Genomic DNA, 21,885 nt, shown 5'->3' on the forward strand with positions numbered 1-21,885 from the left:
TCCTCCTCTCCCTCCGAATGAATATCGCCATCGTGGGCGCAGGCGTCTGCGGCGTGACCACCGCCCATGAACTGTTGAACGACGGCCACGCCGTGACTCTGTACGAGAGGCGCGGCACACCCGCCGAGGAAGCGAGCTTCGCCCCGGCCGGACTGGTGTCCACCGCCTGGGCCCTGGCCTGGGCCGGGCCCGAGTTGCGCCTGCACGCCCCCTGGGCGGCACCCGGCCCGGGCGTGCGCTGGCGCGCGGGCCTGGACGGCAGCGCCTGGCGCTGGTGGCGCGGCTGGCGGCGCGAGGAGCGACGGCGCGGGAACGACGCCCTGCTGGCCGTGCGCGAACTGATCGATCAGGGCCTGGAGCGCCAGATCGAACTGACCAGCGAACTCGACCTCGACCACGACCGCAGCGACGACATGCTGGTGCTGCTGAGCGACGCTCGCGAAGCCGCTGGCGCGCAGGCCGCGATCGATCGCTTGCGCGGCCTGGGCCTCGAGTTGCGTTCGGTTTCCGCGGAGGAGGCGCGCGTCATCGAGCCCGCGCTCGCCACGTCCGCCCCCCTGCATTCCGGTGTGCACCTGCGCGGCCCCGCGGTGGCCAACTGCCGGGAATGGACAATGCTGATGCGCCACCGCGTGGCCCGCCTGGGCGGTGCGCTGCGGCTGCGAACCGGCGTGAACACCCTGCGGCCCGACGCGGGTGGCTGGCGGGTGAGCGCCTCCGACGGGAGCGAGGAGCGCTTCGATGCGGTGGTGATGTGCGCCGGGGTGGGTGCGGAGGATCTGCTGGCCGGCCTGGGTCTGCCCATCCCGTGGACGGTGCTGTGGTCGCACTCGCTGAGCGCCGGCCTGCGCGAGCCCATGGACGCACCGGTGTCGGCCGTGCTTGACCTGAAGGCGCGCGTCGCCATCGCCCGCCTCGGTCAGCGCGTGCGCGCCTCGGGCGGCGCCGATCTCGGCGGCTCGGCCGCCGGCACCGACCCGGCGAGCGTGCACCGGCTGGGGCAGGTGCTGTCGCACTGGTTTCCGGCGGCGGCCCGCTTTTCGGGGCCCCAGGCCTCGGTGCAGAGCTGGCGCGGCGCCATCGTCGTGTCCAACGACGGGTTGCCCCTGATCGGCCCGAGCCGCCTGCCCGGCCTGTGGCTGAACCTGGCACACGGCGCAGCTGGCTGGGCCATGGCCTGCGGCGCGGCGCGCCGCCTGGCCGACGCCATCCCGCACGGCGCCGCCCAAGCCCAGGCCACGCCATTTTCTCCCGCGCGTGTGGGCCTCTGAGCCGAGGATCGCGTGGTGAAATGTCCGCCATGCGAGCCTTGCGCCCCGACCAACTCGAATCGCTGCACGACACGGCGACCACGCGCGCGCTCGAACAGGCCCTGTCGGCTGCGCTGCCACCGCACACGCTGATGGCGCGCGCGGGCGAAGCGGTGGCCCGCCTGGCACTGGCCTGGCGGCCGCACGCGCGGCGCCTGTGGGTCGCCTGCGGCCCGGGCAACAACGGCGGCGACGGTCTGGTCGCCGCGCGCCACCTGCTGCAGACGACACCCACCGCCTGGCGCGAGGTCGTGGTGACGCTTGACGCGGATCCCCAGCGCCTGCCACCCGACGCCGCCTGGGCGCTGCGCGAAGCCGTGGCGGCCGGCGTGACGCTGCAGCCCGAACCACCCGCCGCGCCCGAGCTGATCATCGACGCCCTGCTGGGCCTGGGCGCCCGACCGCCCGGCGACGATGCACTTGGCGCGCGCGTGCGCCAGGTGCGCGAGCACCGTTCGCCGGTGCTGTGCGTGGACCTGCCCAGCGGTCTGCTGGCCGACACCGGTCATGACCCGCTGGGTTTCGCCGCTGACGCCGGGCCACGGCAGACGCTGAGCCTGCTCACCCTCAAGCCCGGCCTGTTCACTGCCAGGGGACGCGATGCCGCGGGCGCCGTGTGGTTCGATGACCTGGGGGCCGCCGCAGAGGCCGTGCCCCCCACCGCCTGGTGGGGCGGTCATCTGGCGGCCGAGGCGGACAAGGTCCGCGATCCGCACGCCGCACACAAGGGCAGTTATGGCGACGTCGGCGTGCTGGGCGGGCAATTGCCGGGCGGCGGCATCGGCATGGCGGGTGCCGCGGTGCTGGCGGCGCGGGCCGCCTTGCACGCTGGCGCCGGGCGCGTGTACCTGGCGCTGGTCGGTAACGGCGACGCGCCCGCCTTCGACCCAGTCTGTCCCGAACTGATGCTGCGGCGGCCCGCCGCCCTGCTTGCCGCCGACCAGCCGACCCCGCCGGTGCTCGTGGCAGGCTGCGGCGGGGGTGAGGCGATCCGCGAGTGGCTGTCCCTCGCCCTCGCCTGCCCGCGACTCGTGATCGACGCCGACGGCCTCAACGCCCTGGCCCACGACACCGCGCTGCAGCGCCTGACGCAGCGCCGCCAGGCGCGCGGCTGGGTCACGGTGCTCACCCCCCATCCCCCGGAAGCCGCGCGCCTGCTGGGCATCGGCACGGCCGAGGTGATGGCCGACCGCTTGGCCAGCGCGCGCCAGCTCAGCGAGCGCTTTGGCGCCATCGCAGTGCTCAAGGGCTCGGGCACCGTGGTGGCGGAGCCCGGGCGCGCGCCCTGGATCAATGCCACGGGCAACGCCCGCCTGGCCACCGCTGGCACAGGTGACGCCCTGGCGGGGATGATCGGTGCCGCCCTGGCGCGACCACACGACGACGCTGCCGAAGCGGTGCGCCGCGCCGTGGCGGCACACGGCGCACTGGCCGATCGCTGGCCCGAAGGCGCGGCGCTCACGGCCGGGCGCCTGGCGCTGGCGGCCCGCCCGCTCTGATCCACCGCGAGGTGCGGATCAGCCCAGCAGCATCAGGCCCACCTGCAGGGCGATGATCACCACCAGCACCGACAGGTCCACACCGCCCACGAGCGGGATCACGCGCCGCACCGGCGCGACGATGGGCGAGCACAGCCGGTCGAGAAGGCCCATCACCGGCGAACGCGGCTGCACCCACGACAGAATCGCGTAGACGATCAGCAGCAGCATCAGGCCCTGAAGCAGGTCGCGCACCAGGAAGCGCAACCCCAGCACCGGTACAGCGGCCCACGGCACCTCGCCACCCGAGGCGATCAGCAACCACAGCGTCGCATGCACCAGCGCCAGCAGCACCGCGGCCACCAGGCTGGCGCCGTCGATGCGGCCTTTGGCGATGACCGCGGGCAGCACGCGGCGCAGTGGCTGCACCAGCCAGTCGGTGATGGCCATCACGAATCGCCCGGGCTGCGCCTGCATGGGCACGCGCAGGTGGTTCATCCAGGCGCGCAGCAGGGCCGCGGCCACGAGGAAGAAAAAGAAGGTGTCGAGGAGGAAGAGCAGGACGCGCATGCCGGCGAGTTTAGGTCGTCAGGCGCAGACCGGCACGCGGCGGGCGCGGATCGAGTTCCAGTCCGGCGTCGAAGCGGCGCATGGCCTCGGCACGGGAGGCCTCGAGGAAGTCCAGCATGATGGGTGAACTGTCGACCAGGGCCTGGCGGCCGCGATGGAACTCCGGGTGCCACTGCACGCCACGGGCGTAGGCATCGCCGGTCCAGCGGATCGCCTCGACCAGACCGTCGAGCGAGGACACCGCCTCCACCACGATGCCCTTGCCCAGATCAGCCACCGCCTGGTGGTGGATGCTGGTGACGCGCAGTTGCGTGGACCCGGGATACAGCTCGGTGAGCGGCGATCCCTGGACGAAGGTCACGTCGTGCTCGAACTGGTCGTAAAGGTCCACGTCGACGTGCTCGTGCGCGGCCGGGCACTGCGTCGCGATGTCCTGGAACAGGGTGCCGCCGAAGGCCACGTTGAGCAGTTGCGCGCCGCGGCAAACGCCCAGCACCGGCTTTTTTTGCGCCAGAAAGCAGCGCAGCAAGGCCAGCTCGTATCGATCGCGCACCACGTCGCCGCGCCATTCTTCGCGCAGCGGCTCCTGGCCATAGGTTTCGGGGGCGACGTCCGCCCCACCCTGCAGCACTAGCGCGTCGAGTTCCTGCACCATGTGCTCGACCTTGAGGTGCCGCGCCGCGAACTGGGCGTCCTGCGTGACGGCCGGCACCATGAAGGCCACAGCGCCGTGCGCCATGATCCAGTGCGCCAGCGAGGACTCGATGTACTGCAGGTTCTTGTTGCGAAAACCCAGCTCGGGCGGCACGTGGTGCATGAGCCGCGCGGACACGCCGATGCGCAAGGGGCGCTCACGGTCGACGCGCGCCGGCTTGCGGGCGGCGGCACTCCCCTGGCCGCCCTTCGCGCTCATCGCGGCCGTCGTCATCGCTGGCCTCGTCGAGAACGCGACGGCCCGGCGCGCGTGGGTTTTGCGGCCGACTTCTTGCCGGCGGCGCGGCGCACCGCGGCCTTGAGGTCCGGCACGGGCGCGTTCGATCGGGCCTTGCCGCCGCGGCGCTCCTGCCGAGTGGCGCCGGCCGCGCCGAGATCGCCTCCCGTCTTGTCGCGCATGGCCTTGAGTACCACGTCGTCGTCGCCACTGACGAGGCGGAAATCGATGCGGCGGCCGTCGAGGTCGACGCGGCTGACCTGCACCTGCACCCGCGAGCCCAGGGCGTAGCGGATGCCCGTGCGCTCGCCCCTCAGTTCCTGGCGCGCCTCGTCGAAACGGAAGTACTCGCCGCCCAGCTCGGTGATGTGCACGAGGCCTTCCACGTACATCGCATCCAGCGTGACGAAGATGCCGAAGCTCGTGACGGCGCTCACCACGCCCGAGAACACCTCGCCCAGGTGCTCGCGCATGTACTTGCACTTGAGCCAGGCCTCCACGTCGCGGCTGGCCTCGTCGGCGCGGCGCTCGTTGGCGCTGCAGTGCAGCCCCGCGGCCTGCCAGGCCACGGTGTCGGCCGACGGCTTGCGCGCGTTGGGCGCGGGTGGCTTCACCCGGCTGGCCAGGCGCTTGCTGAGCTTGGCGTGCGCCTCGCCGGGCGTGGGCAGCGCGGGCAACTGGTACTTCTGCTTGTGCAGGATCGCCTTGATCACGCGGTGCACCAGCAGATCGGGGTAGCGGCGGATCGGGCTGGTGAAGTGGGTGTAGGCCTCGAAGGCCAGGCCGAAATGGCCGCTGTTGATCGGCGTATAGATCGCCTGCTGCATGGAACGCAGCAGCATGGTATGGATCTGCTGGGCGTCCGCGCGCTCCTTGGTGGCCTCGGCGATCTGCTGGAACTCGCCGGGCTTGGGCTCATCGCTCACCGAGGCGGGCACGCCCATGGCCTTGAGGTAGTTGCGCAGCGTCTCGAGCTTTTCTGGCGTGGGGCCTTCGTGCACGCGGAACAGGCCCGGGTGCTTGCCCTGTTCGATGAACTCGGCCGAGCACACGTTCGCCGCCAGCATGGCCTCTTCGATGAGCTTGTGCGCGTCGTTGCGCGTGCGCGGCACGATGCGTTCGATGCGGCCCGATTCGTCGCAGACGATCTGGGTTTCCACCGTCTCGAAATCCACCGCGCCACGGGCGTTGCGGGCCGACAGCAAGGCGCGGTACACGTCGTGCAGGTTCAAGAGATAGGGCACCAGCGGCTTGCGGTTCATGGCCTCGGGGCCGCGCGTGTTCTGCAGGATCGCCGCCACCTCGGTGTAGGTGAAGCGCGCGTGGCTGAACATCACCGCCGGGTAGAACTGGTAGGCGTGGATCTCGCCGCGCGCGGTGACGAGCATGTCGCAAACCATGCACAAGCGCTCCACCCCGGGGTTGAGCGAGCACAAGCCGTTGGACAGCTTCTCCGGCAGCATGGGGATCACGCGGCGCGGGAAATACACCGAGGTCGCGCGGTCGTAAGCGTCCACGTCGATGGGCGAGCCCGTCTGCACGTAGTGGCTCACGTCGGCGATGGCCACCAGCAGCCGCCAGCCCTTGGCCTTGCCGACCTTTGCCGGCTCGCAATACACGGCGTCGTCGAAGTCGCGCGCGTCCTCGCCATCGATCGTCACCAGCGGCACATCGCGCAAGTCCACACGGTGGCGCAGATCGTTCGGGCGCACGTGATCGGGCAAGGCCCGCGCCTGTGCCATCGCCGTCTGCGAGAACTCATGCGGCACGCCGTACTTGCGCACCGCGATCTCGATCTCCATGCCCGGGTCGTCGATTTCGCCGAGCACTTCCTTCACGCGCCCCACGGGCTGGCCATACAAGGCGGGTGGCTCGGTGAGCTCGACCACCACCACTTGCCCGGGCTTGGCCGAGCCCGTGGCGCCCTTGGGGATCAGCACGTCCTGCCCGTAGCGCTTGTCTTCGGGCGCCACGAGCCACACGCCGCCTTCCTGAAGCAAGCGCCCGATGATGGGCGCGTCGGAACGCTCGATGATTTCTGTGACGCGGCCCTCGGGCCGACCCTTGCGGTCGAGCCGCACGATGCGGGCCTTCACGCGGTCCTTGTGCAGGACCGCGCGCATTTCGTTGGAAGGGAGGTAGATGTCGGGTTGACCGTCGTCGCGGACAACGAAACCGTGTCCATCACGGTGTCCGGACACGACACCTTCGAATTCGGCCAACAGGCTGTTTTTTTCGCTCACTGTTTCTCTGCTATACTGCTGGTTTCCTGAGATGCCCAGGTGGCGGAATTGGTAGACGCACTAGTTTCAGGTACTAGCGCCGAGAGGCGTGGAGGTTCGAGTCCTCTCTTGGGCACCATCATATAAGGGCTTGCAGTCATCAGACTGCAGGCCTTTTTTCTTTGCGGCGTGCGGCCCGGGGCCAGGCAGCCCCGCGTTTTGATCGAACAGATCAAACAGGCACACCCACCAGGTCGTGCCCATCGGTATCGACGATGCGGGCCCTGGTGAACTCACCCACTTTCAGGGTCTTGCTGATCTTCTCGGGCGGCAGCAAGCGCACCACCCCATCGATCTCGGGCGCGTCCGCGTAGCTGCGACCCACGCCACCCTTCTTGCCAAGGCCGGGTGCGCTGTCCACCAGCACCTGCATGCTGGCCCCCACCAAGGCGCGCAACTTCTCGGCCGACACCTGCTCGGCCATGGCCATGAAGCGCGCGCGGCGCTCCTCGCGCAGCGCTTCGGGCACCGGATTGGCGATGGCATTGGCGGCGGCACCGTCCACCGGCGAATACGCGAAGCAGCCCGCGCGGTCGATGCGCGCTTCGCGCACGAAATCAAGCAAGTGCTCGAACTCGGCTTCGGTCTCGCCCGGGAAGCCGGCAATGAAGGTGCTGCGCACGACGATCTGCGGGCAGATCTCGCGCCAACGCGCGATGCGCTCCAGGTTGCGCTCGCCGCTCGCGGGTCGCTTCATGCGGCGCAGCACATCGGGGTGGCTGTGTTGCAGCGGAACGTCCAGGTACGGCAGCACCAGGCCCTCAGCCATCAGCGGAACGATCTCGTCCACGTGCGGGTAGGGATAGACGTAGTGCAAGCGCACCCAGGCCCCAAAGGGTTTGGCGAGTTCACCCAGTTCGCGCACCAGGTCGAACATGCGCGTCTTCACGGGGCGGCCGTCCCAGAAACCGGTGCGGTACTTCACGTCCACGCCGTAGGCCGACGTGTCCTGGCTCACCACCAGCAGCTCCCGCACGCCGGCCTCGAACAGCTTGCGCGCCTCGGTGAGCACGTCGCCGATGGGCCGGCTCACCAGGTCACCGCGCATCGATGGAATGATGCAGAAGGTGCAACGGTGGTTGCAGCCTTCGCTGATCTTGAGGTACGCGTAGTGGCGCGGCGTGAGCTTGATGCCCTGCGGCGGCACGAGGTCCACGAAGGGGTCGTGCGGCTTGGGCAGGTGCTGGTGCACAGCCTCCATCACCTCGTGCGTGGCGTGCGGACCGGTAACGGCCAGCACGCTGGGATGCATCTGCCGCACCAGGTTGCCCCCTCCCTCGCCTTCGCGCGCGCCCAGGCAGCCGGTGACGATGACCTTGCCGTTCTCGGCCAGGGCATCGCCGATGGCGTCCAGGCTCTCCTTGACCGCGTCGTCGATGAACCCGCAGGTGTTGACGATGACCAGATCCGCGCCGGCGTACGACTTGGACGTGGTGTAACCCTCGGCGCTGAGCTGGGTGAGGATGAGTTCGGAATCGGTCAGCGCTTTGGGGCAGCCCAGGCTGACGAAGCCCACCTTGGGCGTCGTGGCGCCAGCGGTGGTCGTGGGGGCGATGGTGTCGGACATGAGGGCCCGATTGTCTCAGACCCCGCTCACCGCCGATGGGCCCGAGGCCCTTTCAGCGCTTGAGCCCCAGTGCGGCCAGCATCTGCTCGCTGTTCTTCTGCATCTGCTCCTGCATCTGGGTCAGGGCGTTGCGCGACTGCTCCAGGTAGGTGCCCATCATGCCCTGCATCATGGGCGACTGCAGGTTCATGAACTGCTGCCAGGCCTCGGGGTTGAGGCCGCCGCCCTGCTCTGCCATCTTTTGCTGCAGTTCCATGAAGACCTGGATGTTCTTCTCCAGGTACGAGCCCATGAAGTCCTGCATGGCGTGGCCGTAGAAGCGGATGATGTTGGCCAGCACCTGTTCGGTGAAGATCGGCGCGCCGGCTGTTTCCTCCTCGAGGATGATCTGCAGCAGGATGCTGCGCGTCAGGTCCTCGTTGGTCTTGGCATCGCGCACCACGAAGGGCTCGTTGCCCATCACCAGTGCCTTCACCTCGGCCAGGGTGATGTACGACGAGGTATCGGTGTCGTACAGCCGGCGGTTGGGGTACTTCTTGATCACGCGCACGCCGCGCGCTCCCGATGCTTCGGTCTTGGATTTGGTCGCCATTCCGGCATTCTAGGAAGCAGCCAGGGGGTACCGGGCATGGTTTTCCCTGTGCAGTGCACCAAATGACGAAGGGCCTGCTGCGTCGGCAACAGGCCCTTCGGGGAATACTGGTAGGCGCGAAGGGACTCGAACCCCTGACCCCCACCATGTCAAGGTGGTGCTCTAACCAGCTGAGCTACGCGCCTTCGAACGAATCGAAGCCTCGCAGTATAGCAGTTCCAACCCCACTTATTTGCGGCGCACCATGCGAACGCCGCTGACGTCACCCACCACGGCCATCGCCCGTGTCACTTGCCGGGCGTCGGCCACCTCGATGGTGAAGGTCATCCAGGCCACGCCCCTGACGGACTGGGTCTGCACACCAATGACGTTCATCTTCTCGCGGGCGAACACGTCGGAGATGTCGCGCAGCAGGCCCTGGCGATCCAGCGCCTCGATGGCCACGTCGACCGGGTACACCGCCGGCTGGCTGCCGCGCGCGTCCTCGCGGCCGGTCCATTCCACCTCGATCACACGGTCCGGGCTCTTGCGCGCCAGGTGCGCGAAATCGGTGCAGTCGGCGCGGTGCACGCTCACGCCCTTGCCTCGCGTGACGAAACCGCGGATCTCGTCGGGCGGCGCGGGCCGGCAGCACTTGGCCAACTGGGTCATCAGCGAGCCGACGCCGACCACCAGCACATCGCCCGTGGGGCCGTCGTTGCCGCGCCGGGGCTTGCGCACCCAGCTGGCCGGCTCGGGCGCGGCCTCGGGCTCGGGTGGGCGCAGGTGCGTCTCGATCGCGCGCAGCGAGAGCTCGTCCTTGCCGACCAGTTCGAACAGCTCGTCGGCCGAGCCCAGGCCCATGTCAGCCGCGAGCTCCTCGAACTTGAGCGCGGTGCGGCCCTCGCGCTGCAGCAGCTTTTCCACCGCCTCGCGCCCACGCGCGATGGTCTCGGCCAGGGCCTGGGCGTTGAACCAGGCCCGCACCTTGCTCTTGGCGCGGTGGCTCACCAGGTAGCCCAGATCGGGATTGAGCCAGTCGCGTGAGGGACCGCCGTCCTTCGAGACGATCTCCACCGTCTGGCCGTTCTGCAGCGGCGTGTTCAGCGGCACCATGGCGCCGTCGACCTTGGCGCCGCGGCAGTGGTGGCCCAGGTCGGTGTGCACCGTGTAGGCGAAGTCCACCGGCGTGGCGCCCTGCGGCAGTTCGACGATGGCCGCATTCGGCGTGAGCACGTAGATGCGGTCGTCGAACAGGCCTTGCGCCGTGCCGCTCAGGTCGCGCTCCCAGGCCAGCAGTTGGCGCAGCACGGCGATCTTGGCGTCGTATTCGGAGTTGGCCGTGACGCCCCCGTACCCCTTGGCGCCCGCCTCCTTGTAGGCCCAGTGCGCGGCCACGCCGTGCTCGGCGTGGTCGTGCATGGCCTGGGTTCGGATCTGGATCTCGAAGGCGCGGCCCTGAGCGTCGCGCACCACCGTGTGCAGCGACTGATACCCGTTGGGCTTGGGCTTGGCGATGTAGTCGTCGAACTCGTCCGCCACGGGTGTGAAGTGCTCGTGCACGAACGACAGGACGGCGTAGCAGTCGGCGGTTTCGAGCACGATCACGCGCAGGGCTCGGATGTCGAAAACCTGCTCGAAGTCGAGCGCCTTGCCACGCATCTTCTTGACGATGCTGTAGATGTGCTTGGGCCGCCCCTGCACCATGGCGGCGATGCCCTGCGCCAGCAGTGCCTGTTGCAGATCCTCGCGCACCTGCTCGACGTGCGCCTCGCGCTCGGTGCGTTTTTCGTCGAGCAGCCGGGCCACGTCCTTGTAGGTCTGCGGCTCCAGGAAGCGGAAGGCCAGGTCCTCCATCTCCCACTTGATCTGCCAGATGCCCAGGCGGTTGGCCAGCGGCGCGAACACGTGCAGCGATTCGCTGGCCAGGATCTCGCCCGGGTCGCCGCGGACCGAGGCGAAGTAGCGCAGCGTCTGCAGCCGCGAGGCCAGGCGCAGCATCACCACGCGCAGATCGCGCGAGAACGCGAGCAGCATCTTGCGCACATTCTCGGTCTGGCTGGCCGCGAGTTCGGACACCGGCCCCTTGGACAGGCCCGGCGCGGGCTGGCCTGCGTCCTGCGCGGCCAGGCGCTCCTCCTGCTTGCGCGCCAGTTTCTCGGCGGCCTTCAGGCGCGCCTGCCGCTGCAGTTGCACGAGCTTGGTGGTCTCCAGCGCCAGTGCGGCGTGCTGCTCGCCGAAGGCCTTGGCGATGACCTCCTGCGGCCGGTTCAGGTGCTGGCAGGCGTAAACCAGGTAGACCACGGCCTGCATGGCCTCGGAGCCGCCGATGTCGGCCAGGATGCGCGCCACCGCCTCGGCGTGTGCCCACGTGTTCTCGCCGGTGTCCAGGCATTCGCCTTCGAGCAGTGGCTCGGCAAAGGCCCGGGCGCGCGCCAGCGCGTTGGCCTGCTGCGGCAGACCCGCGGCCGTGGCGGCCACGATCGCCGCCGTGGCCGGCGCGACGTCCTCGATCGTCGGGTTCGCCCGCTTCATGGCGAGAGCAGGAAATCGAGCACGGTGCGCACCTGGTCGTCGGCCACCAGGGTGGGCGCATGCCCCACGCCGGCAAAGCTCACGCAGCGCGGCCGCGGGCCGCGCTGCTGCATGGCCTTCACGGTGTCCATGCTCAGCAGGTCGGAGTCTTCGCCGCGCAGCACCAGCGTGGGCGCGGCGATGGCGTCGTACAGGTCCCACAGCGCGGCCTCGCCGGCGCGCACGGCTTCCTGCAGGGCCTGCATTTCCACGCTCTGCGTCATGGCCTTGAAGGGCACGGCGATGGCCGGGTCATAGTGCAAACGGAAGCGCCCGTCGCGCTGGCGCAGCATGGGCTGCGACAGGGCGCGCCACTGCTCGGGCGTGTGCGGGCCGAAGCCTTTGGAGATGCTGGCCAGGTACTCGTCGGCCGCTGCCTCGGAATCGAAGCTCGGGTCGAGGCCCAGGTAGGTGCCGATGCGCATAAGCGCCTCCCACTGCACCACCGGCCCCACGTCGTTGAGCACCAGCCGCGCGGGCGCCAGCGGTGGCTGCGCCGCGACGCCCATGCCGATGAGGCCGCCCATGCTGGTGCCGACCCAGTCGATGCGCACACCGGGCCGTTCCGCACGCAGTTGCTGCAACAGCGCGGTGAGGTCGGCCACGTAGGTGGGCACCTGATAGGCCATGGGGTCCGCCAGCCAGTCGCTGTGTCCGCGCCCGGCCACGTCCACCGCGATCACGCGGCAATGCGGCTGCAGCGCGCGCGCCAGGGTGTCGAAGTCGCGCCCCTGGCGCGAGAGGCCGTGCACGCAGACGACCACGTGGTCGTCGCCACCGTGGGTGCTGCGCCAATCCCACCAGGCCATACACCTTGGGCCGCCTTCACGGGCCGCAGCCCCACCGACGACGATGTGTTGGAGTTGGGGTTCGGTCATGGTGCGGCTCGGGGCTGACGCCTGCCATCCATAATGCGCGGCAGACCGTCGAACCAATCGTAATGGAACTGGAGTAACCCATGCTCACCGGGAAAACCGCTCTTGTCACAGGCTCCACCAGCGGCATCGGCCTTGGCATCGCGAAGGCCCTCGCCCGCCAGGGCGCCAACGTCGTGCTCAATGGCTTTGGCGACGCCGCCGGCCCCCAGGCCGAGGTGGCCGCCTTGGGGGTGAAGGTGGGTTACCACGGCGCCGACATGAGCAAGCCAGACGAGATCGAGGCCATGATGGCCTACGCGGCCAAGACCTTCGGCCAAGTGGACATCCTGGTGAACAACGCGGGGATCCAGCACGTGGCGAAGGTGCAGGACTTTCCCGTGGAGCGCTGGGACGCGGTCATTGCCATCAACCTCTCCAGCGCCTTCCACACCTCGCGCCTGGCGCTGCCGGCCATGCTCAAGGCCAACTGGGGCCGCATCATCAACGTCGCCTCGGTGCACGGGCTGGTGGGTTCGGCGGAGAAGTCGGCCTACGTGGCGGCCAAGCACGGCATCGTGGGCCTGACCAAGGTGACGGCGCTGGAGACCGCCACCTCGGGCGTCACCTGCAACGCCATCTGCCCGGGCTGGGTGCTGACGCCGCTGGTGCAGAAGCAGGTGGACGCAAAAGCCGCGGCAATGAAGCTGTCGAACGAGGAAGCCACGAAGCTGCTGCTGGGCGAGAAAGAACCCTCGATGCAGTTCACCACGCCCGAGGAGCTGGGTGAGCTGGCGGTGTTCTTCTGCTCGCCCGCCGCCGGCAACGTGCGCGGCGTGGCCTGGAACATGGACGGCGGCTGGGCCGCCCAGTAAGGCCTCAGCGCATTTGAATGGCACCGGACACCGTGACGCTCACGGTGCTGGTGCCCGCCGCCACGGGAATGGCGGCGTCGCTCGCGGCGGCCTTGGCTTCCATCGCCATCATGCGGGGCATGGGCCGCTCGGGCATGTCGGCCGAACTCACCGAGACGTCGCGCAGCGTGTAGCTGGAGAAGCCGAAGCCCTTGGCGATCTCGGTGGCTCGTGCACGGAAGCGCTCGATGGCCTGGGCCTGCACCTGCGATTCGAGCGCCAGGCGCGCCTCGCGCGAGAGCGAGAAGCCCATGCTGGACACGGTGAGCGTCTGCACGCGACCGGCGATGGCGCTCACGTTGGCGATGTCACGCCCTTCGATGATGACCTCGGCCTGGCCTTGCCAGCCGCTGATGCGACCGTTGCTGGCATAGCGCGGGTACAGGCGCAGGTTGCCCGTGCGCACCTCCAGCTGTTTGGGCTTGGCCTGCGGCTGGGCGATGGCGAGCGCGGCGTCGACGGCCACCTTCAACTGGTTCTGCACGGTGGCGGCGTCGCTGCCTTCGCGGGTGGTGCTCAGCACCACGGTGAGCCAGTCCTGCGGCACTTCCATGTGGCCACTGGCCGACAGGTTCACCACATTGACGGGGACTTCGGGCGCCTGGGCCAGCGCGGCGGGCGCCGCCGCCAGGGCGGCCATGAAACCGAAGGCGGCAGCGGCGCGGCGAACCGCCACCGCCGAACGGGCGGGCAGATGAGGAATGGACATGTCTTGCTTGGTGTTGTTCAGGGCTGGCGATGGGACTCGAAGGGCGGCTGTACCCTGAGCTGCTCGCGCAGTCGCTGACGCTCCTCCACGGAGAGCCGGAAGGGCTTGCCGCCGTCGTCCATGTCGTCGAATGGCTGTCGCAAGGCGTCGCGCAGGCGCATGGGCGCACGCGTCTCGCCCGCATCGATCGAGATCGGCATCACCGTCGCCGTGTCGGCACCGGCCATGCCGATCACGCCTGCTTCGGGGGGGCGCTGCGGATTGGCGAGCACCGAACCCGCGGCCAGACAAGCGATGGTTGCGATCCAGACGGACTTCATGGTGTGGAGGAGTATGACCAGACCCGCGATTGTGCGAGTGAGCCTTGCGTCAAGACGATGGCATCTCGGGCAACTTCTGTAACAGCCTGTCAGAAAACCAAAAAATGAGCGTTGACAAGCACTTGGCGCTGCCAGAATCGCGTTTGTTACATTTGCCAGGAGTTGCTCGCATGCCACAAACCCAAAACCGCCCCAACAAGGTCCTGGTCGTTGACGACGACGTCCGCATCCGCGACCTGCTGCGCCGCTACCTCATGCAGGAAGGGTTCGAGGTGATGCTGGCCGAAGACGGCAAGGCCCTGAACCGCGTGCTGCAGCGCGAGGCCGTGGACATCATCGTGCTCGACCTGATGATGCCCGGCGAGGACGGCCTGTCCATCTGCCGCCGCCTGCGCGCCAACGGCGACCGCACCCCCATCATCATGCTCACCGCCAAGAGCGAGGACGTCGACCGCATCGTCGGCCTGGAGGTCGGCGCCGACGACTACCTCGCCAAGCCCTTCAACCCGCGCGAGCTGCTCGCCCGCGTCCACGCCGTGCTGCGCCGCCGCCCGCCGGCCGAGGTGCCCGGCGCGCCCTCGCAGGACGCCGAGACCGTGAAGTTCGGCCCCTACGAGTTCGACCTGAGCCTGCGCACCCTGCGCAAGGACGGCAACGACCTGCCCCTGACCACCGGCGAGTTCGCCATGCTCAAGGCCCTGGTTCGCCACCCGCGCCAGCCGCTGTCGCGCGAGAAGCTGGCCCAGCTCGCGCGCGGGCGTGAGTTCGAGCCCTTCGACCGCAGCCTGGACGTGCAGGTGTCCCGCCTGCGCAAGCTCATCGAGGACGATGCTTCTTCCCCGCGCTACCTGCAGACCGTGTGGGGCGTGGGCTATGTGTTCGTGCCGGACGGCAACTCCTGATGGACAGCGAGTCACGCGTACCGTTCGAGACCGAACCCGCCGCGCTGGAAACCGCCCCGGCTCCGCTGGAGATGCGGCCCACGCGCGGCGTGAGCCTGTTCTGGCGCACCTTCTTCTTCCTCACGCTGCTGCTCACCGGCTGCATCATTGCGTGGCTGCAGACCTTCCGCGCGCTCGAATACGAGCCGCGCGCCCTGCAGAGCGCGCAGCAACTGGCCTCGCTGGTCAACCTGAGCCGCGCGGCGCTGATCCACTCCGACTCGATCGCGCGCGTCTCGCTCATCAAGACCCTGGCCGCCGAAGAAGGTCTGCGCATCGCCCCGCGCGAGCCCAACGACACCTTCCAGCACTACGACACCGACCTGCTCAGCCGCAACGTGGCCGGCCAGTTGCAGGCCCGGCTCGGGCCCGACACCGTGGTGGCGCGCGAGGTGAATGGCCAGGCGGGGCTGTGGATCGGTTTTTCGATCGACGGCGATCCGTACTGGCTGCTCACCGATCCCTCGCGCATCGGCCCCGTGGCAGGCACCACCTGGCTGATCTGGCTCGGCACCGCCGCCCTGCTCTCCCTGGCCGGCGCGGCGCTGATTGCCCGCCTCATCAACCGGCCGCTGAAGAAGCTGTCCTTCGCGGCCAGCCGCGTGCGCGAGGGCGATTTCAACGCCAGCCAGCTCAACGAGACGGTGGCCACCAGCGAGATCCGCGAGGTCAACATCGGCTTCAACCGCATGGCGCAGCGCCTGTCCAAGATCGAGCAGGACCGCGCGCTCATGCTCGCCGGCATCTCGCACGACCTGCGCACCCCGCTGGCGCGCCTGCGGCTGGAAACCGAGATGAGCGTGGCCGACCCGATGGCCCGCGAGCACATGTCGGCCGACATCGAGCAGGTCAACGCCATCATCGACAAGTTCCTCGACTACGCGCGGCCCGACCACATGCGGTCGGAAGACGTCAGCCTGAACGAAGTGATCGAGACCGCACTGTTCGCGCTGGGTGATGACCCGAAGACCATCATCAAGACCCGCGTCCAGCCCGAACTGCAGGTGCTGGGCGATCCGGTCGAGCTGCAGCGCGTGTTCAACAACCTGCTGGAGAACGCCTCGCGCTATGGCCGCGACGCGGACACCGGCGTGGTGCAGATCGACATTGCCGCCAAGGCCAAGGACGACGCGGTGCTGATCAAGCTGCGCGACCACGGCCGCGGCGTGCGCCCCGAGATGCTGGAGCAGTTGACCCAGCCCTTCTTTCGCGGCGACGCGGCGCGTTCGGACGCCACCGGCACCGGCCTGGGCCTGGCCATCGTGGAGCGCGCGATCACGCGCATGGGCGGGCGCTTCGCGCTGGCCAACAGCAGCACGGGCGGTCTGGCGGCGCACATCAAGCTGCGCCGGGCGCCGGGCTAGGCGCTCCGCCTCAGGGCTTGATCAGCAGCGCCACGGCGCGGGCCTCGATGGCCTCGCCCTGCCCCACCGGGCCCGTTTTCTCGGCCGTCTTGGCCTTGACGTTCACCTGCGAGGGCGAGAGCCCGAGCAGCGACGCGATGCGCTCGACCATGGCCGGGATGTGCGGCGCTAGCTTCGGCGCCTGCGCGACCACGGTGCTGTCGATGTTGCCGATTTCGTAGCCCTCGGCACGAACGCGGCGGGCCGCCTCGGCCAGCAGCGCGCCCGAGTCCGCGCCCTTGAAGCGCTCGTCGGTGTCGGGGAAATGGCGGCCGATGTCGCCCAGCGCGGCGGCGCCGAGCAGCGCGTCGGTGATGGCGTGCAACAGCGCGTCGGCATCGGAATGGCCCAGCAGGCCATGCGTGTGCGGCACGGTGACGCCACCCAGAACGAGCGGGCGATCAGTGACAAGGCGGTGGATGTCCCAGCCCTCGCCGATGCGGATGGGGTTCATGCGCGGCTCCTGAGAATGGCTTCGGCGAGCGCGAAGTCGTGCGGATAAGTGACCTTGATGTTGCTCGCGCGCCCTTCCACCAGGCGCGGGCGCCGGCCGCTGCGCTCGATCGCACTCGCTTCATCGGTAATGCCCTCGAAGCCCGAGGCGCGCGCCGCCTGCAGCGCGTCCAGCAGCTCGCCCAGGCGGAACATCTGCGGCGTCTGGGCCAGCCATTTGTGGCGGCGTTCGATGGTGCCGGCGACCCGGCCACCCGCCTCGTCCTTCAGCGTGTCGGGCAGCGGCAGCGCCAGCAGGCCGCCCACGGGGTCCCCGGCGCAGGCGTCGATCAGCGCCGACACCTCCTCAGGCGTCACCAGGCAGCGCGCGGCGTCGTGCACCAGCACCCAATCGCTGTCGGGCACACCGCGCTCGCGCAGGGCCAGCAAACCGTTGAGCACACTCTCCGCGCGCGTGGCACCTCCGTGGTACACGGCCTCCACCCCGCTCACGTCTGCGGGCCAGTGCGCGTCCTCGGGCGCCAGCACGACCAGGATGCGATCGATCCGCGCGACACCGCGCAGCGCGGCCAGCGTGTGGTGCACCAGCGGCCGGCCAGCCAGCGGCTGGTACTGCTTGGGCAAGGAGGTGCCGGCGCGCGAGCCGGTCCCCGCACAGGGCAGCAGCGCATGGCAAGGGGACACGGGGATGGGGTCGGAAGGGGGCAAGGCGGTGCTCATGGGCGGCGCCATTCTAGAATTCGCCCACACCCCCGGGCTCGACGCGACCGGGGGTATTCGTATTGGTACCGACCGAATGTCCCTCTCCCTTCCCGCGCTGAGCCCCGGCAAGCGCCACACCCAGCCCCACCCGGGCGGCTCGGCCGACGCGCTGTGGCTCGCCCGCCTGGCCGAGCGCGAACAAGCCGCCGGCCGCCTCACCGCCATCGTCACCGCCGACGCGAACGACGCGCAGCGCCTGATCGACGAGCTCGCCTTCTTCGCGCCCGATCTGCGCATCACGCTGTTCCCCGACTGGGAAACCCTGCCCTACGACACCTTCTCACCGCACCAGGACCTCATCAGCGAGCGCCTGGCCACGCTGTGGCGCATCTCGCAGCGCCAGCACGACGGCGGCGCCGACGTGGTGCTCATCCCCGCCACCACGGCGCTCTACCGGCTCGCGCCGCCGTCCTTCCTGGCGGGCTACACCTTTCACTTCAAGGTCAAGCAGTCGCTGGACGAGGCGCGGCTCAAGGGCCAGCTCACGCTCGCGGGCTACCAGCACGTCACTCAGGTGGTGAGCCCCGGCGAATACGCCGTGCGCGGCGGCCTCATCGACCTCTTCCCCATGGGCAGCCCCGTGCCCTACCGCGTGGACCTGTTCGACGACGAGATCGACAGCATCCGCACCTTCGACCCCGACAGCCAGCGCAGCCTGTACCCGGTGAACGAGGTACGCCTGCTGCCCGGCCGCGAGTTCCCCATGGACGACGCGGCGCGTGCTCGTTTTCGCAGCCGCTGGCGCGAACTGCTCGAAGGCGACCCGACCAAGAGCCGCCTGTACAAGGACATGGGCAACGGCGTGGCCACCGCCGGCATCGAGTACTACCTGCCGCTGTTCTTCGAGGACACGGCCACCGTCTTCGACTACCTTGGCGAGCAATCGACCCTGGTACTGCACGGCGAGCTGGAACCCGCCTTCCAGCGCTTCTGGCAAGACACGCGCGACCGCCACCGCCTGCTGCAAGGCGACCCCGATCGCCCCATCCTGCCGCCTGAGGCCCTGTTCCTGAACGCCGAGCAGTTCTTCACCCGGGCCAAGGCGCACGCCCAGGTGGTGATGCGCCCCGGCACCAGCGACGTGAACGACAGCGCCTTCGCCCAGGCCCTGCCCGACCTGGCCGTGGTGCGCGGCGCCGACGAACCGCTGGCCAAGCTGCGGGCTCACCTGCGCGCCAGCCCGCAGCGCGCGCTGGTGCTGGCAGAAAGCGACGGCCGCCGCGAAAGCCTGCTCGACTTCCTGCGCGCCAGCGGCCTGAACCCGCCCGCCTTCGACAGCCTGGCCGAGTTCCAGGCCAGCGACGAGAAGACCGGCATCGCCACCGCGGCGCTGGCCACCGGCTTCGCCTGGCTCGAGGCGGGCATCGACTTCATCACCGAGACCGAACTCTTCGCCGCCGGCCCCACCACGCGCCGGCGCAAGAAGCAGGAACAGGTGAGCGACGTCGACGCGCTGATCAAGGACCTGTCCGAGCTCAATGTGGGCGACCCGGTGGTGCACGCGGCGCACGGCATCGGCCGCTACCGCGGGCTGATCAACCTCGACATGGGTGAGAAGAACCCCGACGGCACGCCCGCGCTGCAGGAGTTCCTGCACCTGGAGTACGCCGACAAGGCCGTGCTCTATGTGCCCGTGAGCCAGCTCGGCCTGATTGGCCGCTACACCGGCGTGAGCGCCGACGAAGCCCCGCTGCACAAGCTGGGCAGCGGCCAGTGGGAAAAGGCCAAGCGCAAGGCCGCCGAGCAGGTGCGCGACGCCGCCGCCGAGCTGCTCAACATCTACGCGCGCCGCGCCGCGCGCCAGGGCCACGCTTTCCGCTATTCGCCGCAGGACTACGAGGCTTTCGCCAACGACTTCGGCTTCGAAGAAACCGCCGACCAGCGCGCCGCCATCCACGCCGTGGTGCAGGACATGATCAGCCCCCAGCCCATGGACCGCCTGGTCTGCGGCGACGTGGGCTTCGGCAAGACCGAGGTCGCGCTGCGCGCGGCCTTCGTGGCCGTCACGGGTGGCAAGCAGGTGGCCTTCCTCGCGCCCACCACGCTGCTGGCCGAACAGCACTACCAGACCCTGGTCGACCGTTTCAGCAAATGGCCGGTGAAGATCGCAGAGATGAGCCGCTTCCGCTCTCAGAAAGAGATCACGGCGGCCATGAAGGGCATCGCCGACGGCTCGGTGGACATCGTCGTCGGCACGCACAAGCTGCTGAGCGAGAAGGCGCAGTTCAAGAACCTGGGCCTGCTCATCATCGACGAGGAGCACCGCTTCGGCGTGCGCCACAAGGAAGCGATGAAGCAGCTGCGCGCCGAAGTGGACGTGCTCACGCTCACGGCCACGCCCATTCCGCGCACGCTGGGCATGGCGCTCGAAGGCCTGCGCGATCTGAGCGTCATCGCCACGGCGCCGCAGCGCCGCCTGGCCATCAAGACCTTCGTGCGCAACGAAGGCAACGGCGTCATCCGGGAAGCCGTGCTGCGCGAACTGAAGCGCGGCGGCCAGGTCTACTTCCTGCACAACGAGGTCGAGACCATCGAGAACCGCAAGCAAAAGCTCGAGGAGATCCTGCCCGAGGCGCGCATCGCCGTCGCCCACGGCCAGATGCCCGAGCGCGAGCTCGAGCGCGTGATGCGCGACTTCGTGGCCCAGCGCTACAACCTGCTGCTGTGCTCCACCATCATCGAGACCGGCATCGACGTGCCCACGGCCAATACCATCGTCATGAGCCGTGCCGACAAGTTCGGCCTGGCGCAATTGCACCAGCTGCGCGGCCGCGTGGGCCGCAGCCACCACCAGGCCTACGCCTACCTGCTGGTGCCCGAGATCGAGGGCCTCACCAAGCAGGCCGCGCAGCGGCTGGACGCCATCCAGCAGATGGAGGAGCTGGGCAGCGGCTTCTACCTGGCCATGCACGACCTGGAGATCCGCGGCGCCGGCGAGGTGCTGGGCGAGAACCAGAGCGGCAACATGCTGGAGGTGGGCTTCCAGCTCTACAACGAGATGCTGTCAGAGGCGGTGAAAGCGCTGAAGGCCGGCCGCGAGCCCGACCTGCTGGCGCCGCTCTCCGTCACCACCGACATCAACCTGCACGCCCCCGCCCTGCTGCCCAATGACTACTGCGGCGACGTGCACCTGCGCCTGAGCTTCTACAAAAAGCTCGCCACCGCCCGCAACACCGACCAGGTGGACGCCCTGCTCGAGGAGATCGTCGACCGCTTTGGCAAGCCGCCACCGCAGGCGCAGACGCTCATCGACGTGCACCGCCTGCGCGTGCTCAGCGCGCCCTACGGCGTGGCCAAGGTCGATGCCGCGCCCGGCGTCACCAACATCAGCTTCAAGCCGAACCCGCCGATCGAGCCGATGCGCATCATCGAGCTCATCCAGAAGCACAAGCACATCAAGCTCGCGGGCAACGAGAAGCTGCGCATCGAGCGCGCGCTGCCCGAGGTGAAAGACCGCGTGCAACTCGTGCGCGACGTGCTGCGCGCCCTGGGCCAACCCAACAAGACCACCGAAACCGCATGACCACCGCCCAGACCTTCGCCCCCGGCCTCACCGTGCGCGGCTTCACGCCGCCGCTCAAGCTGAGCGACTTCAAGCTCATCGCCTTCGACATGGACTCCACGCTCATCAGCATCGAGTGCGTGGACGAGATCGCCGATGTGGTGGGCAAGAAAACCGAGGTGGCCGCCATCACCGAAGCCGCGATGCGCGGCGAGATCACCGACTACAAGGACAGCCTGCGCCGCCGCGTGGCCCTGCTCAAGGGCGTGACCGTGGCCGACATGGAGCAGGTGCTGGTCGAGCGCCTGCGCATCAACCCCGGCGCGGCCGAACTCGTTCGCGCCTGCAAGGCCGCCGGACTGAAGGTGCTGCTGGTCTCCGGCGGCTTCACCTATTTCGCCTACCGCGTGCGCGACACCCTGGGCATTCATTTCGTGCGCGCCAACGTACTGGAGATCGCCAGCGGCGCCAACTGCGGCGAACTCACCGGCCGCATGGTCGACCAGGCCTGGGGCGACATCTGCGACGGCGCGGAGAAGCGGCGCACCCTCCTGGAAGTGGCCTCGCTCCTGGGCATCGAGCCCTCGGAATGCATCGCCATGGGCGACGGCGCCAACGACCTGCCCATGATGGGCGTGGCGGGCCTGTCGGTGGCCTATCACGCCAAGCCGGCCGTGCGCGAGCAAGCCATGGTATCGATCGAGGAAGGCGGCCTGGACCGGTTGCTGGAAGTGGTGCGCTGAC

The 21,885-nt window shown here is 69.1% G+C and carries 18 protein-coding genes and 2 tRNA genes; 8 read left to right on the forward strand and 12 right to left on the reverse strand.

What is annotated here, in order from left to right; genetic code table 11:
- Positions 1-17: 17 nt before the first annotated feature.
- Entirely contained in the window at positions 18-1,271 is a 1,254-nt protein-coding gene (locus GTO19_RS20300) for an FAD-dependent oxidoreductase (protein ID WP_291024250.1), read from the forward strand.
- Between the two features lie 20 nt (positions 1,272-1,291).
- Entirely contained in the window at positions 1,292-2,809 is a 1,518-nt protein-coding gene (locus GTO19_RS20305) for an NAD(P)H-hydrate dehydratase (RefSeq protein WP_291025880.1), read from the forward strand.
- Positions 2,810-2,827: 18 nt separating this feature from the next.
- Here the strand turns inward: GTO19_RS20305 and GTO19_RS20310 are convergent, their stop codons facing one another.
- From GTO19_RS20310 to rnr, 3 genes are read right to left on the reverse strand one after another with little or no spacing between them, the layout of a single operon-like run.
- A complete protein-coding gene (locus GTO19_RS20310) occupies positions 2,828-3,358 on the reverse strand; it encodes a YggT family protein (RefSeq protein WP_291024255.1) in 531 nt (176 codons plus the stop codon).
- 10 nt (positions 3,359-3,368) lie between these two features.
- Positions 3,369-4,286 carry a gamma-glutamyl-gamma-aminobutyrate hydrolase family protein gene (locus GTO19_RS20315; protein WP_291024256.1) on the reverse strand — a complete coding sequence of 306 codons (918 nt, stop codon included), beginning with the start codon at positions 4,284-4,286 and terminating at the stop codon, positions 3,369-3,371.
- Positions 4,283-6,565, reverse strand: coding sequence for a ribonuclease R (rnr, locus tag GTO19_RS20320; protein ID WP_291024503.1), 2,283 nt, complete (start codon positions 6,563-6,565; stop codon positions 4,283-4,285). The genes GTO19_RS20315 and rnr overlap by 4 nt, the downstream gene beginning before the upstream one ends.
- On the opposite strand from rnr, the gene GTO19_RS20325 reads away from it, so the two are divergent.
- Positions 6,566-6,650, forward strand: a tRNA-Leu gene (locus GTO19_RS20325).
- Positions 6,651-6,743: 93 nt separating this feature from the next.
- Here GTO19_RS20325 and rimO read toward each other — a convergent pair.
- The 5 genes from rimO to GTO19_RS20350 all read right to left on the reverse strand — a co-directional run bounded on the left by rimO (position 6,744) and on the right by GTO19_RS20350 (position 12,161).
- Positions 6,744-8,138, reverse strand: coding sequence for a 30S ribosomal protein S12 methylthiotransferase RimO (gene rimO, locus GTO19_RS20330; protein ID WP_291024258.1), 1,395 nt, complete (start codon positions 8,136-8,138; stop codon positions 6,744-6,746).
- A gap of 52 nt (positions 8,139-8,190) precedes the next feature.
- A complete protein-coding gene (gene phaR / locus GTO19_RS20335) occupies positions 8,191-8,730 on the reverse strand; it encodes a polyhydroxyalkanoate synthesis repressor PhaR (RefSeq protein WP_291024260.1) in 540 nt (179 codons plus the stop codon).
- 108 nt (positions 8,731-8,838) lie between these two features.
- Positions 8,839-8,915, reverse strand: a tRNA-Val gene (locus GTO19_RS20340).
- Between the two features lie 43 nt (positions 8,916-8,958).
- On the reverse strand, positions 8,959-11,244 hold the full coding sequence (locus GTO19_RS20345) for a bifunctional (p)ppGpp synthetase/guanosine-3',5'-bis(diphosphate) 3'-pyrophosphohydrolase (RefSeq protein ID WP_291024262.1): 2,286 nt from the start codon (positions 11,242-11,244) through the stop codon (positions 8,959-8,961).
- On the reverse strand, positions 11,241-12,161 hold the full coding sequence (locus GTO19_RS20350) for an alpha/beta hydrolase (protein WP_291024264.1): 921 nt from the start codon (positions 12,159-12,161) through the stop codon (positions 11,241-11,243). Before GTO19_RS20350 ends, GTO19_RS20345 begins: the two co-directional genes overlap by 4 nt.
- A gap of 80 nt (positions 12,162-12,241) precedes the next feature.
- Between GTO19_RS20350 and GTO19_RS20355 the strand changes: the two genes are divergently transcribed.
- On the forward strand, positions 12,242-13,012 hold the full coding sequence (locus tag GTO19_RS20355) for a 3-hydroxybutyrate dehydrogenase (RefSeq protein ID WP_291024266.1): 771 nt from the start codon (positions 12,242-12,244) through the stop codon (positions 13,010-13,012).
- A gap of 4 nt (positions 13,013-13,016) precedes the next feature.
- Here the strand turns inward: GTO19_RS20355 and GTO19_RS20360 are convergent, their stop codons facing one another.
- Both GTO19_RS20360 and GTO19_RS20365 read right to left on the reverse strand, forming a co-directional pair.
- Positions 13,017-13,760, reverse strand: coding sequence for an SIMPL domain-containing protein (locus GTO19_RS20360; RefSeq protein ID WP_291024269.1), 744 nt, complete (start codon positions 13,758-13,760; stop codon positions 13,017-13,019).
- A gap of 17 nt (positions 13,761-13,777) precedes the next feature.
- Entirely contained in the window at positions 13,778-14,080 is a 303-nt protein-coding gene (locus tag GTO19_RS20365; RefSeq protein WP_291024272.1) for a hypothetical protein, read from the reverse strand.
- Between the two features lie 170 nt (positions 14,081-14,250).
- On the opposite strand from GTO19_RS20365, the gene ompR reads away from it, so the two are divergent.
- Together ompR and GTO19_RS20375 are read left to right on the forward strand one after the other, a co-directional pair.
- Positions 14,251-14,982 carry a two-component system response regulator OmpR gene (gene ompR, locus GTO19_RS20370; RefSeq protein ID WP_291024274.1) on the forward strand — a complete coding sequence of 244 codons (732 nt, stop codon included), beginning with the start codon at positions 14,251-14,253 and terminating at the stop codon, positions 14,980-14,982.
- Entirely contained in the window at positions 14,982-16,385 is a 1,404-nt protein-coding gene (locus tag GTO19_RS20375; protein WP_291024276.1) for a sensor histidine kinase, read from the forward strand. Before ompR ends, GTO19_RS20375 begins: the two co-directional genes overlap by 1 nt.
- Before the next feature lie 10 nt (positions 16,386-16,395).
- Here the strand turns inward: GTO19_RS20375 and ispF are convergent, their stop codons facing one another.
- Together ispF and ispD are read right to left on the reverse strand one after the other, a co-directional pair.
- Positions 16,396-16,878 carry a 2-C-methyl-D-erythritol 2,4-cyclodiphosphate synthase gene (gene ispF / locus GTO19_RS20380; RefSeq protein ID WP_291024278.1) on the reverse strand — a complete coding sequence of 161 codons (483 nt, stop codon included), beginning with the start codon at positions 16,876-16,878 and terminating at the stop codon, positions 16,396-16,398.
- A complete protein-coding gene (gene ispD, locus GTO19_RS20385; RefSeq protein ID WP_291024280.1) occupies positions 16,875-17,597 on the reverse strand; it encodes a 2-C-methyl-D-erythritol 4-phosphate cytidylyltransferase in 723 nt (240 codons plus the stop codon). Before ispD ends, ispF begins: the two co-directional genes overlap by 4 nt.
- Before the next feature lie 76 nt (positions 17,598-17,673).
- Here ispD and mfd point away from each other — a divergent pair, with 76 nt between their 5' ends.
- Both mfd and serB read left to right on the forward strand, forming a co-directional pair.
- Positions 17,674-21,162, forward strand: coding sequence for a transcription-repair coupling factor (gene mfd, locus GTO19_RS20390; RefSeq protein WP_291024282.1), 3,489 nt, complete (start codon positions 17,674-17,676; stop codon positions 21,160-21,162).
- Positions 21,159-21,884: a phosphoserine phosphatase SerB gene (serB, locus tag GTO19_RS20395; RefSeq protein ID WP_291024283.1), complete on the forward strand. Its 726-nt coding sequence runs from the start codon at positions 21,159-21,161 to the stop codon at positions 21,882-21,884. Before mfd ends, serB begins: the two co-directional genes overlap by 4 nt.
- Position 21,885: the final 1 nt, after the last annotated feature.

It is taken from the genome of Hydrogenophaga sp., assembly GCF_011772445.1.
In the GTDB taxonomy this organism is placed as follows: domain Bacteria; phylum Pseudomonadota; class Gammaproteobacteria; order Burkholderiales; family Burkholderiaceae_C; genus Hydrogenophaga.